The sequence below is a fragment of the Larkinella bovis genome, assembly GCF_042655385.1.
Lineage (GTDB): Bacteria > Bacteroidota > Bacteroidia > Cytophagales > Spirosomataceae > Larkinella > Larkinella bovis.
The window spans coordinates 1,340,331-1,353,801 of record NZ_JBHSMA010000001.1 but is presented as its reverse complement, the minus strand read 5'-3'; the positions used below and the strand labels follow the sequence as shown (position 1 = coordinate 1,353,801).

8 protein-coding genes are annotated in these 13,471 nt (G+C 55.0%); 2 read left to right on the top strand and 6 right to left on the bottom strand.

What is annotated here, in order from left to right:
* Positions 1 to 42: 42 nt before the first annotated feature.
* Positions 43 to 1,425 carry an esterase/lipase family protein gene (locus tag ACFPMF_RS05665; RefSeq protein WP_379842000.1) on the top strand — a complete coding sequence of 461 codons (1,383 nt, stop codon included), beginning with the start codon at positions 43 to 45 and terminating at the stop codon, positions 1,423 to 1,425.
* 98 nt (positions 1,426 to 1,523) lie between these two features.
* Here ACFPMF_RS05665 and ACFPMF_RS05660 read toward each other — a convergent pair whose 3' ends face one another.
* The 3 genes from ACFPMF_RS05660 to ACFPMF_RS05650 all read right to left on the bottom strand — a co-directional run bounded on the left by ACFPMF_RS05660 (position 1,524) and on the right by ACFPMF_RS05650 (position 7,190).
* The gene (locus tag ACFPMF_RS05660) at positions 1,524 to 4,406 is read right to left on the bottom strand and encodes a T9SS type B sorting domain-containing protein (protein WP_379841998.1); all 2,883 of its coding nucleotides are present in this window, start codon (positions 4,404 to 4,406) and stop codon (positions 1,524 to 1,526) included.
* A 171-nt stretch (positions 4,407 to 4,577) separates the two neighbouring features.
* Positions 4,578 to 5,564 carry a glycosyltransferase family 2 protein gene (locus ACFPMF_RS05655; protein ID WP_379841996.1) on the bottom strand — a complete coding sequence of 329 codons (987 nt, stop codon included), beginning with the start codon at positions 5,562 to 5,564 and terminating at the stop codon, positions 4,578 to 4,580.
* Between the two features lie 141 nt (positions 5,565 to 5,705).
* Complete coding sequence (locus tag ACFPMF_RS05650; protein WP_379841994.1) at positions 5,706 to 7,190, bottom strand: circularly permuted type 2 ATP-grasp protein; 1,485 nt, start codon at positions 7,188 to 7,190, stop codon at positions 5,706 to 5,708.
* A 216-nt stretch (positions 7,191 to 7,406) separates the two neighbouring features.
* Here ACFPMF_RS05650 and ACFPMF_RS05645 point away from each other — a divergent pair, with 216 nt between their 5' ends.
* Entirely contained in the window at positions 7,407 to 8,963 is a 1,557-nt protein-coding gene (locus ACFPMF_RS05645) for a DUF5723 family protein (protein ID WP_379841992.1), read from the top strand.
* A gap of 10 nt (positions 8,964 to 8,973) precedes the next feature.
* Here the strand turns inward: ACFPMF_RS05645 and ACFPMF_RS05640 are convergent, their stop codons facing one another.
* The 3 genes from ACFPMF_RS05640 to hslU all read right to left on the bottom strand — a co-directional run bounded on the left by ACFPMF_RS05640 (position 8,974) and on the right by hslU (position 13,395).
* Entirely contained in the window at positions 8,974 to 10,548 is a 1,575-nt protein-coding gene (locus ACFPMF_RS05640; RefSeq protein WP_379841990.1) for a hypothetical protein, read from the bottom strand.
* 122 nt (positions 10,549 to 10,670) lie between these two features.
* Entirely contained in the window at positions 10,671 to 11,636 is a 966-nt protein-coding gene (locus ACFPMF_RS05635; RefSeq protein ID WP_379841988.1) for a hypothetical protein, read from the bottom strand.
* A 358-nt stretch (positions 11,637 to 11,994) separates the two neighbouring features.
* Positions 11,995 to 13,395: an ATP-dependent protease ATPase subunit HslU gene (hslU, locus tag ACFPMF_RS05630; protein ID WP_379841986.1), complete on the bottom strand. Its 1,401-nt coding sequence runs from the start codon at positions 13,393 to 13,395 to the stop codon at positions 11,995 to 11,997.
* Between the last annotated feature and the right edge of the window lie 76 nt (positions 13,396 to 13,471).

Below are 13,471 nucleotides of genomic sequence, written 5' to 3'. Positions count from 1 at the left end.
GAGTTAACAAAAACCGTACTAAACCTAGCGCTATTTTTCCTCATGAGTCATCCGATTGTATTGATCCACGGGTATTCGGACGTGCCCGAATCCTTCAAACGGTGGGAAACAATTTTAACCCGGCACGGGCTGGATGTTTCCAATGTTCACATTTGCGGGTATCGGTCGCTGACCAATGAGGTCACCATCAAAGACATTGCGGAGGGCTTTGACCGGGCCCTGCGGTTGCGGGCGGGTTTATCCGCCGATGAGCCGTTTGATGCCATTGTGCATTCGACCGGGATGCTGGTCATTCGGGCCTGGCTGACCACCTACGCCAAACAGGACAAACGAAAACAGCGCCTGAAACGCCTGATTGCGCTGGCTCCCGCCAGTTTTGGTTCTCCCCTGGCGCACAAAGGCCGGAGCTGGCTGGGGGCGATTTTCAAGGGAAACCGGGAACTCGGCCCCGATTTCATGGATGCCGGTGACCTGATTCTGGATGGTCTGGAACTGGCCAGCCGGTATACCTGGGACCTGGCCCACCAGGATCTACTTTCCCGGAAGGTCTTCTACGGGCCGGACCCGGATACGCCCTACGTCTTTACGTTTTGTGGCGCCGATAATTACGGAGGCCTTCAGGGGCTGGTGACCAATCCCAAGGGGACTGATGGTACCGTTCGCTGGGCGGGCTGCTCGTTGAATACCCGGAAGATTACGCTGAATTTGACCGTGGACGAAGATCAGGATACGACTACCCAGCGCGTGCATTTTGGCGACTGGCAAACCGACCACCGCAGCAACCTGAGCATTCCGTTTATCCCGGTTGCCGACCTCAATCACGGGTCGATTATTGAAGAACCGACCGACGAACTGGTGGAGCTGGTCGTGAAAGCCCTGAAGGTGTCGACGGGTGAGGAGTATGCCGAATGGAACCGGGCGGCTATTGAACAAACCCGGACTACCCTGCGGAAAATGACGCCCTGGCAGCAGTTTCTGGTGCGGGCGGTCGATGAACGGGACGATGCCATTACGGACTACCATGTGACGTTTAAGGCCGGGTATGAAAAGAACCCCAGGGACCTGAAGCCCATCGAAGTCGATGTTCACACCTACAGTGGAGATAAAAGTCTGCGGAGTTTTCACTTCAACCTGAAAGACCTGGATCTGGAAAAACTCGTCCGGCTCCGGATTGAAATCATTGCCTCGTCCGGAACGGACCTGGTGCGGTATTACGGCCATATCGATGCGCCGGAAGACAAGAACGAGCGCGAGAGTGCGACCCAGAAATGGACGGCGGTTTTTGATATGGATGAGCTGCTTAAAAACAGGGACGTAAAATTGTTCGAACCCTTCACAACCTCACTGATCGAGTTACGGTTGAATCGGGAACCCGAACCCTGGCTTCCCAACGGAACCCGGGTCACCTGGTTTGTTGAAAAGTAAGCTCACCGATCAGGCAACAGAAAGGGGATGATTCAAGCCCGGTTCGCGTTGAATCACCCCCTTTTTATAAAATCCGCTTCTGCCGAAACGGGCGGTTTTTAATTAGCACCGGTTTCGCGCAGCAATTCCACCCACCCCTTGTAAATCTGCGCGGGGGCGTTGCAATTGACACCGATGAATTTAACCGTGATCTGGTACAGATACAAACCGCCGGGAACCTCTTTCCCCTGACTGTTTTTCCCGTCCCAGTCGAGCGACAGGTTGCTGCTCTGGTAGACTTTTACTCCCCAGCGGTTGACCACCGTTAGTTCCGCCGTTTCGATAAACCGGGGGCAGCGGGTTGGCTGGAACACATCGTTTTTGCCATCGCCATTGGGGGTAAAGACGTTAGGCATTTGCAAATACGGACAATTGTCTTTACAAACCCGGTTGGACGGAGCGCTTTCCCTGCCGCTCCGGCTGACCGCTCTCACCTCGTAACAGCCCGCAAACGACATCAGGTTTTCGTGCCGGTACGTCATCAGCGGAGCATTGACCGAATCCAGCAACGTGAGGTCCTGCCCTTCACAGGGACTGTAGTAAATCCGGTATTTCACGATATTCCGGTCGCAGTCGCCCGTGCTGGGATTCTGCCACGTCAGGGTGTTGGCAAACGTGGTCTGGTTACAGAAGGCGTCGGGCGTCAGGCTGGCACAATTGAGGGTATCGATGGCGAGTTGGGGCGGACAGGGTCGGGTTGTATCAATCGGCATCGCACAAACGCCCTGCGAATAATTGTTCAGCAATAGGGTCGTCAACGGAGCCGAATACTGGCCGACGGTTTCGACGCGGTAACAGTAACTGCTGTCGATGGACATGGTGACGGGTTGTACGCCGTCGGCTGCGTAGGTATCGGCCCCCTGATCGGTATAGGTATACGTGTTGGCCGTGGTGACGGGTACAACGGCTACCAGGTTAAACGGTCCGTTCGGCCCGGTTTTGCTGCGGTAAACTCGGTGTTGTTTGTTATCGTTGCTCCAGGGCACATTGGCCTGCCAGGTCAATTGAATCCGCCGAACGCCACCCGTTGCGGTCAGGCGCACAGAACTCGCATTTTCGGTAGCATCGAGTCGTTGCAACTGCCCGGAAGCCGGATCGGTATAATAAAACTCAATCCGGTAGCGGTAGGCGTTGGCGACGGTGTTAAGGCCACGATCGGTATAAACCGTGTCGCCGACCGTCGGCTGGAGGGTGGTGTTGATCGACGCAATCTGCGTAAAGTTGGTGCCGGTCAGGCCCGTCGCCCGGAATAACCGGTACTGGAACGGGCCGGTTCCATCCTGCGGATTGATGCCCGGAGGACGCGTCCAGCGAACCGTGATCACTCCGCGTGTGTCAAACGTACTGTCGACGGTCACGTGCGTAATCAAGGGAACCTGTTGCGGCAAATTAACGCAGACCTGTTCGGAGACCACGCTCTGGCCGTTGTTGGGCCTGGGCAGTACGACCACAATCCGGTAGCTGTACTGAACCCCCCGCTTCAGGCCCTGATTGTTGTTGTTGTCCGTATACGACGTCTGGCCGATTGCCACATTGCCCACGTTTACGTAACCGGCAGCGGCAAGGGCGCCCGCGTCGGAGCAGGGGTCAAATGTCGCCTGGTCACAGCCTTCTTTCCGATAGATAGCCATTTTCGTCTCTGCCGGCAGCGACGCCGAACCGCAGGAATAGGCGGCCCAGTTCAGGATAATGGCCCGTCCGGCCGGATCGGCGGCCGGGCGGGCGGTGAGGTTCTTCGGCTGCGGGGCGTAAATCCGGATGCGGAATGATTCGAGCGTGGCCAGTTGCGTTTGTCCGCTTCCGCGCGGTAAATCGATAACCCGGAAAACGACATCGTACGGTTCGGCCCGAACGTGTGCGCAATTGGTTTGCCAGCGGAATGTTCCCGTCGCGGGGGTATTCTGGGCCGTAGTCGGCGTAAACGTCGCAAAGTCTTTGGCAATGAGAGCCGGGTTGTACTGCTGACCATCCGGACTCACGTTGAAAGGCCCGCCGAAGGCCGACAGTTCGACGCGGTTATTGTCCGGATCGGTAGCCCGGATCGTTTGCTGAATGAGGGTTCCGGCTTCCACACAAATATCGGCGGGTACCACCAGAGCGGGGCGTTTATTGGGGGATGCCGTCACGATAATCTGCATATCGCGGATGATTTCCCCGATTTTAACGCCGTCACGCCACTCTTCGACAATGAACGCGATATTGTACTGGCCTATTTCGGCCGGGGCATCCCAGCAAACGTCACCGGTTATCGCATCGACGGTCAGGGTAGCCGGTCCGGTTCCGGCCTCGTTTATTCGGTTGACACCGATGGCCGTAGGATCTGAATAACCGGCAACCACCCGGCGGGTACAGTTGCCTTGTTCATCGCCAATTCTTCCGGACGGCACGTACAGGCGATACGCCAGACTGTCGCCGTCGGCATCGAACGCGGCCGGGTTGTGGCACCATTTCTGGCCAACGCGGGCCGAGTCCAGCGGGGGATTCAGCAGGACGGGGGTGCTGTTAAGACCCAGCCCGGCATTCACCACAATAATGGTTTCGAGCTGAAAACTCGTCTGGATGGAATTGGGAATATTGCGAACGTTTTCGTTGCGGTTGGTGATGGTACAGGTAATGCGGTACGTTCCCGGCCCCGGATAGGTAAACGTGGCTCTGTAAATGTTAACCGTCGTTGCCCGGTTAATGGCCCTTCGTTCAGCCCGGGGAACGGCCACTGCCGGTCCGATACCAAAACAAAAATAGGAGGGGTCCTGCTGGTCACTGGCGGTTTTTCCCCCAATTTCGTCGTGGTACGTAGTCATGGTAACCTCGTAGGTCAACGATGTGCTGGAAATCCGGCGGGTTGTAATTTCACCGGCTCGCAAGTGGGTGGCCTGCGCTTCGGTGAGAACAAGGAATCCAAGCAATAAAGCCCACAGTGTTGTGAGGAAATATGTTTTCATAACTCAACAATTTCTATACTTACCAAGAACGTACAATGGCTTTGGTTGTGTATACGACTTTTGACCATTGGGGACAATTATAACAATAATATTTCGGAGTTGATGGCTTTGGGGCGGTCGGGACGAAAACCGCCCCGGAAAGCGGGGATATTGGAAGGACGCGGAAACGTCCTAGACTTTGTAGAAACCCGTTTGGTTGAATAAGGTTTTCCAGAAAAACCGCAGAAAAATACCCACCTGCTGCGCAAAGGCCCGCTGGTTTTCCAGTTCGGTGAACGGATTCCGAAACCGGATGAGATTAATTCCGATTTTCCAGCCAAAAATGACGGGAATCAGCGTCAGGTAGTGGAGGATCAGAATCAGGTATGCCCCAACGCCGTATTGTTTCCGAACCCAGAGCAGATTCGAAACGTGCATTTGCGGTTTGAACCGGTTGATGTGCGTTACCCGGCTTGCCTGGTAATCGGTGCTGCTGCCGTATTCGAGGTGAACATAGAAACCGTCGCGCAACAGCAGCAGTTTGCCCTGTTTGCCCAGCCGCCAGCACCACTCCACATCCTCGGCATACATAAAAAAGTTTTCGTCCAGCCCCCCCGCCTTTTCGACGGTTTCCCGCCGGGTCATGATGAACGAGCCCACCAGCCAGTCCACCTGATCGGGGTCGGCGTAGTGACGGTCGGGCAGCAGCCGGTGGAGCAAGCGCTTGAAAAAACCGGAGGTGGGGAAAATGAAGAAGTACCGGCGAAGCTGCGAAAAACCGGTGAAAGCTTCGGTATGCACTTTTCCGTCGCGGGTGAGCTGCATCGGCCCCACGGCGGCCACATCCGGGCGGGTGTTCAGCAGATCGGCACAGCGTTTCAGAATATTGTCGACCAGCAACGTGTCGGAGTTCAGGAGCAAAACCAACCGGCCGGCCGATTCCGCAATGCCCCGGTTGTTGGCCCGCGAAAAACCGGAATTATACCCCATTTCAATCCAATTGGTGGTCGGAAATTCGGCCAGAACAATGGCCCGGCCCGACGGGTCCGGATCGTTGTTGACCACGATGGCTTCATAGGTCAGTCCGGACGTATGCTTTTCGACGGAGCGGAGGCAATCGACAATGAGGTAGGGAGTTTTGTAATTGACCAGAATAATAGACAAGTCGGGCTGTTGCATATCCCGCAAATTTAAGAATTAAGCCCAAAGCGCAAGCGCAGGATTTTTTGCGGGCCTGATCCGGTTCTTTCCAACCCATCAAACAAAAGGACACGGAGTGGCCGTGTCCTTTTGTTTGATGGGTTGCGGTGTCCTTCGTGTTCAGTACAATACCCACGTATCTTTCCCGCCCCCGCCCTGGGAGGAGTTGACCACCAGTGATCCTTTCCGCAGCGCCACGCGGGTCAGTCCGCCGGGGATGACGTTGATGCCGTCTCCGTACAGGATATAGGGCCGGAAATCGACGTGCCGCCCTTCGGTATGGTCGCCGACGATGGTCGGAACCCGCGATAACGAAATCGTCGGCTGGGCAATGTAATTGCGCGGATTGTCCTTGATTTTCTGCCGGAACAGCTTGTGGTCGGCTTTGGTCGCTTTGGGGCCAATCAGCATGCCGTAACCACCCGCTTCGTTGGCTTCTTTTACCACCAGTTGTTCGATGTTGTCCAGCACATATTTGCAATCATCTTCCTCCCGGCAGATGTAGGTCTTTACGTTCGGGATAATGGCTTCTTCGCCCAGATAATATTTAATAATTCGGGGTACGTACGCATAAATTACTTTGTCGTCGGCAACGCCGGTGCCGGGCGCGTTTGCCAGCGCCACCCGTCCTTTTTTGTACACTTCAAAGATGCCCGGAATACCGATCAGCGATTCGGGATTGAACACGTGCGGATCGAGAAATGTGTCGTCGATCCGGCGGTAAATGACATCCACGGTCTGGAAACCCTTGGTCGTCCGCATTTTGACGTAGCCGCCCGATACCACCAGATCCCGCGCATCGACCAGCTCCACGCCCATTTGCTGGGCCAGGTACGAGTGCTCGAAGTAGGCTGAATTGTAAATCCCGGGGGTCAGCACTACGACGGTCGGATCGGGCCGGTCGGCAATGTGCTGGAGTAATTGCAGCAGGCGGGTCGGGTAATCGGAAACCGGCCGCACGCCCGTTCGCGCCAGCACTTCGGGAAACGTCTGTTTCGACAACTCCCGGTTTTCCAGCATGTAGGAAACGCCCGACGGGCATCGCAGGTTATCTTCCAGCACCATGAACTGGCCGTCATCGCCCCGGATCAGGTCGGTACCCGTGATGTGGCACCAGATTCCTTTCGGCGGTTTCAGGCCCATACAGGCCGGCAGGAAACACTTGCTCGATTCGATCAGGTCGCGCGGGACAATGTTGTCATTCAGAATATGCTGCTCGTTATACACATCGTGAATGAACATATTGATGGCCTGAATGCGCTGGGTAAGCCCCCGTTCGAGCTGGTTCCATTCGGCCGACGGAATCACGCGCGGAATAATGTCGATCGGCATGATGCGCTCGGTGCCTTCGCCCTCCGAGTAGACATTAAACGTAATACCCATCGACATCAGCGACCGTTCGGCCGCGTGCTGGCGACCGATCACGTCTTCCCGGCTTAACTGCTCCACCCGCTGTTTAAACTGCTCATACCCAGAGCGGACCTGCCCCTCTGCCGTGAACATTTCATCAAAAAAATTATCAGTTTGGTAGTCGCTGAACGAAAAGGATGACCCCTGTGATTGTGACTGTGTTTGGTTTCCCTGCGACTGAGATTGAAATTGCATAGGTGGGGTGGGGTTTCTGACAAAGAAAGCTTTAACATTGCAATAATATACAAAATTATATATGGTTGACGTTTTGATGGGGTAGTTTATTATTTAAGGTGAGATTTGAATTCTTGATTTAGCGGTAACATCCGAACGTTTCAATTCAGTAAACATCCTGTATCTTTAGCCGCTCAACAGCATTAGAACGGTTTGCACATTTCTATTAGGACTTGAATGAGAGTACGATACGCTCAGCTTCTGATTATGCTGGCATTGTTGGGTGCGGTTTTACCCTCACGGGGGCAATACCTGACGGGTATTGTGAACAGCAATTATGCCGGGACCCAATCGCTTTATCGACATCCATCGGAAGTGGCCGACTCACGCTACCGGTTTTACCTGAACCTGGCAACAATCGACTTCTACGCAGCGAACAATTACGTTCGGTGGGTGGCTCCTTTTCCGTTTGTCCGGTATCTCTCGGGTACCGTTCCGGCGCAGTACCGGACCGAACGGGGGCGCAGTATCGGCCGGACGGGTTATCTGAAAGAAAAACTGAATGGCAATGACAAACGCCTGACGGTGGGCGGAGAAGTGCGCGGACCATCGGCCCTCATTACGCTCAACGACCGGTTTGGCGTCGCCCTGTCGACCCGCGCCCGGACCGGCGTTTCGTACCGGAATACCTCCGAAGAAACCGCCCGGTTGATGTTGTACGGGACTCAGATCGCGGAACTTCAGCGCATTGAAAATACGGGGCAGCACGGGATGGCCAACGTGAATGGCTACGCCGAACTGGCCGTTACGTTCGGGGCGGTTTTGGTGGACGATGATGACCGGTTCCTGAAAGCCGGCGTGACCATCAAACGGGAAATCGGTTTTTACAACGCGCACGTTCGGGTCGACGATGGTACGCACCAGATCGTCCGGGACCCCGGTCAACCCGGTTTTCAGGCGCTACGCATTCAGAAATTCAACGGGGTTTACGGCTATACCAACCAGGACGCTTTTCAAAAAATGGGCCTGTCGCCGGGCTGGCTTTTCGGGTCGCAATCGGCCGGCGGAGGCTGGGGCTTCGACCTGGGAATTACCTACGAATACCGGCCCGAAATCCGGAAATACACCTACCGGGAGCAGGGCGAAGTCCGCCGGGACCCAACGAAAAACAAGTACCGCTACCGCATCTCGGCCTCCCTGGTTGATATTGGTGGGGTGCGGTTTAAGAATCCACAGATCGTTAACCGGTATCCGGTTTCGGTAGCAAACAAATTAATTACCAATACCACCTTTGTGGGGGTAAAATCACCCGACGAAATCAACAACCGGGTGGTTGACGTGCTGGATTTGCCCCTGCTGGACCGAACCACATCGTACCGATCCGGTTTGCCGACCGCCCTGAACGTCAGTGCCGATTACAAGTACCGGGAAAATGTATACGTAGGCGCACTCTGGACCCAGAGTCTGGTATCGCCCAATGCCGTGTCGATGATTATCCCCTCGATGCTTGCCGTGGTTCCCCGCTGGGAAAACCGCTGGGCGGAAGTGTCGATGCCCCTGGCGTTGCAGGATAATTACAGCATGTTCACGGTTGGGCTGGCGGTGCGGATGGGGCCGGTTTTTGCCGGAACCGATCACCTGGGCGGGTTGGCGAATATCGGGAATCCACGGGGGGCCAACTTCTATGCCGGAGCGACCATTCCGCTGTTCCGCCGGGGACCGCGCAATCCGAACGAATGTTTTTTTCCTCCGCAGGAAGGCGGCTACTGGAAACGATTCGGGCGAAAACGGTAATAACCTGGTTTTAATCAATTGCTTTCCGAAGAAGGTAGCGGTAAAAAAAAGAATCCCGCCGTCCGACGTATTGCGCGGCATAGTCCGTACCGGCGTCGATGGTTTCGTGGGGCCGCATTCGGCTCATGTCGGTTTCTCCAAAGTTCGTGGTGGCCTTTTCCATCGACCGGGTAATCGGTTGCGGGACATGAATGGACCAGAGTTTATACGCCAGGACGCGGCAGGGAACGTACAAACCGATCACCACCCAGGCCGCCAGGAACCAGCCTGACACGGTTCGCTTCGGGGAAAGCAGCCAATGGACAAACCCGTTTGCCAGCACCAGGTAGTACAGAAACTGCGCCGGAATCATGGTCCGGTTTTGAAAATCATTCCAGCGACCCATATACACCAGACTCAACACCTGCATCGAAACCGCTGCGGTCAGGATCATTCGTTCGCCGGTATGCATTCCGCCGGTTTGCCGGTTGTACCAGCGAAACAGGAGCGCCCCAACCCAGAGCTGGAATCCCCAATAAACGATGTACAGCACCGGATCGGCCGGTTTTTCGAACGCTTCGAAAATAAAACCGCGGTACAGAATCGGGAAATGCGCATGGTAAAAACTACCCAGTAATCCCATAAGCAGCAGGCTGCCCGCGAGAAAAACCGGCTGTGATTCGCTCGTCAATCGGTGGAGTTTTTTTTCCGTAAAGAGCAGCCAGAGCCCTAAGCCGATGGTTACGAAAGGCGACCAGAGCAGGGTGGCAACCACGACAAAAGCCAGAGCAACCGGGCTGGCCTTCCGGCGTTGCCAGAAAACGAGTAGGCCCATCGCGATCCAGCCGCCCAGCGCGTGCTGCGGAACGGCCTGCAACTGCATGATGAGCGGGGCGGGGTCGATGCTTTGCGCAAAGTTCTGGTTACTGAACGCCAGCCGGGGTGTTTCGTAGCGCGTATAGCCGGGTATCCGGTTTTGAAAAACCGCCCGTAACCAGGCTGGAAGTTGCCAGTGAAAGTCAATGTATAATGACCAGAAAAGCCGGAGAAGGACTTCAACGCCGGACAGAAACGGCAATCCGACGGCGATCCAGACGCGGTAGTTTTTGCTCAGGCGCGCGGCCCAGCCCAGGGCCAGCCAAACGCCCAGCCAGCCCCACAGGAACGAAACCCATTCGGCGGTTTCGAACGAAAGGTGAAACAGCCTGACCACGGCCGCCGTCGGTAAATAATACGCCAGGTAGTAACACAGAAACGGGTCGTTGAAACGATCATTCTGGTAGACCACCGGCCACGGGTGGGTAATCAGATCATGAAAAACCAGGTTGTGTTTGTCGTAATCGCCATACTGCGGCACAAAGGCGCCAATGCCGCTGACCCAGGCCCAGAATAATGCTCCAGTCGCCAGAATCAGCCATTCAGTTCGGGAAAAAGCGGAACCGCGACTGGCGTTGCAAACCGGTTGCCGGACAAAGTACCGGATGCCAACGGCCAGCAAAACCGTCAGGGGGAGGGCCAGGAACGGCTTGATCCAGAAAATGAGAAACAGGCCGATTGGCACATATAGGTAACAAAGCGATGCGAGCGTTAGCCGGTCGGTTTTCATGAAATGGTCAGGACAGAACGGGAATTACCCCGGGATAGACCCGCAAATACCAAACCAGCCGGTCAAATTTCGACCGGCTGGTTTGAAAATCCCCAAGGAGCAATCCGAAAAAGGGAGAACTTTTAGTAGGAGTACGTAGCTGTCAGGCTGCCCCCGGCCCCCGTGACCGTTTTTTGGGTCGGATACCCCTGTTCGTTGTACAAGTAGCGGACGGTTTCGCGGCTGAGTTCCGTCCCATCTTTCGCCCGAACAATCTTTGTCTGGTAATTATTGGCCCGGAACTGGACGCCCGGAAGCAGCGGGAACAGGGTGAATAAATTTTCGACGTTTTTCTGATTGTCGTATTGCTCGAAATGCGTTACGGTTTCCAGCTTGTAGGTGGCATCCTGCACACTTTTCCAATAAATGGAAAGAGTCGTCAGATTGCCCTGCCCATCATACTGGAACGTTTTTCGGGACTGTTTCTGGCTGTTGTAGTGGGTTTCCTCGATCTGCCGCAACTGGTTTGGGGCCGAATACTGGTAGCTGTAGGAGGCCAGCCGATAGCCGGCGCTGGAAAACTCTTCCGATCCGGTAAGCTGATTTCCCTCATACTGATACAGGGTATACAGCCGGGTGGCCGGATTTTTTCCGATCTGAATCGATTGATCCACCCGGGTCAGGCGCTGGGCGGAGTCGTATTGCAGCTGGTAATCGGTACGGCGTACCTGATCCGTGCCCATCGCATACAGATACTGACTCGTGTAGTGGACGGGGACGCCCGCAGCATCCCGCCGAATTTCCTGGTAGTCGGAGGGAGCCCAGGTGATTCGGGTCCGCTGGTAGACGCTGACCGGATCGGGGTTTTGATCGGTTGGACTACCGGATAGATCGTCCGTGGGGTGTTTATCGGGCAATTGAACGCTCAGCGAATCCTTGGGGCTGCCACCCGAAGGCTGGGGCGAAATCAGGTCGTTGGTGGTCCGGTTGCAGGCCGTTATTCCCAGCAGGAGCGCCAGGGTTAGCATTTTACCAACGGAACGTGGCGTTTGGAAATCCGTTTGGGTGGATGATTTTGTGGTGTGATGGGGATTTTGAACCCTTTTCATGGTCAAACAGTATAGATTTGGTTGTATGGCAACCACCCTACCGTGGGTAGTCTGGTAGAATGACCCACAAAATCCTCCGGCCATTCAGAAACAGCGGCTCAAACGGTAGAAATACCCGGTGAATTGTTAAATAACCGCACTGGAATGAGAACAAGAAGCAGGAAATGTACCGAGCCATCCCGAAGGCGTTAGGTATAAGCGGCAGGGGGAATGCGGGGCGGCTGAGGCCCGGCGGAGCAACGATGGCGTGACGAACAACCCCGAGAACCGGGGGCTGGTGGGTAGAAACTAAAAAAGGGGAAGTATCAGAACTTCCCCTGGATTTCGATTGGGTACTTGCGCTTGCCTGATGAAACCGTTACAGAATAAATTGGCTCAGATCCCGGTTTTTGATCAGCGAATTTAGCTTGTCCTGCACCATTTCTTTCGTTATGACCACCTGGGCGTTGGCCCCGATCACGTCCGGAATGTCGAACATGAAGTCGTTCAGGAGGTGGCTCATCACGGTCTGGAGCCGGCGGGCACCGATGTTTTCCACTTCGGAGTTGACCTGAAAAGCAATCCGGGCAATCTCCCGCAACGACTCCTCTTCAAAGGTTAGCGCCACGTTTTCGGCTTCCAGCATGGCGACATACTGCTTCGTCAGCGCATTTTTGGGGGCTTTCAGAATCTGGAAGAAATCGTCTTCCGACAGACTCTGCAATTCGACCCGAATCGGGAAACGACCCTGCAATTCCGGAATCAAATCCGACGGTTTCGAGACATGAAACGCACCGGCGGCTACAAAAAGAATGTAGTCCGTATTGATGCTGCCGTACTTCGTATTGACCGTGCTTCCCTCGACAATCGGCAGCATATCGCGCTGCACGCCTTCGCGGCTCACGTCCGGTCCGCCCGAACCCCCGCTCCGGCTGGAGGCAATTTTGTCGATTTCGTCGATGAAAATTATCCCGGTATTTTCGGCTTTCCGAATCGCTTCGTCCTTCACTTCATCCATGTCGATGAGCTTGGCGGCTTCCTCTTCCAGCAGGATTTTTTTGGCTTCGGCAATGGTTACTTTGCGTTTTTTACCGCGTTTGGGCATCATACCGCCAATCATTTCCTGAATATTCATCATCGACAGTTCATCGACCGTACCGCCAATCATGCCGATGTTGGGCGCTGCGGTTTGCTGAACGTCGATCTCGATCTTCCGGTCGTCCATCTCTCCCCGGCGGATTTTTTCCCGAAACCGCTCCCGGGTCCGTTCGTTCAGTTCGGCATCGTTGTCGGGCATATCGTTTTTGTTGGCAGGCTCGTCCAGCACAAAACCGGTCGGCTGTTTCATCGGTGGAATCAGAATGTCCAGAATCATATCCTCGACAATCTGCGACGCCCGGGTTTTGACCTTTTCTTTTTTGGCCGCTTTCACCATGTTGACCGACTGTTCTACTAGGTCGCGCACCATGCTTTCGACATCACGGCCGACATAACCAACTTCGGTAAATTTTGAGGCTTCAACTTTGGTAAACGGGGCATCGGCAATTTTGGCCAGTCGCCGGGCAATCTCGGTTTTTCCGACGCCCGTTGCCCCGATCATCAGAATGTTATTGGGTGTAATTTCCTGTTGCATATCGGGCGCGCTATTCATGCGACGCCAGCGATTCCGGAGGGCAATCGCCACATTGCGTTTCGCATCGTGCTGACCGATGATGTATTGATCCAGTTCCGCGACAATTTGCCGGGGGGTTAAATCTTTAAGTTCCTGTTTTGGGGTCATGGTTGGTTTTTTTGCATGGTGCAAAGGACCTTGGGCCCGGAGCCTGGGGGTTGCCCTGAAAGTCACCCGTTGCCCC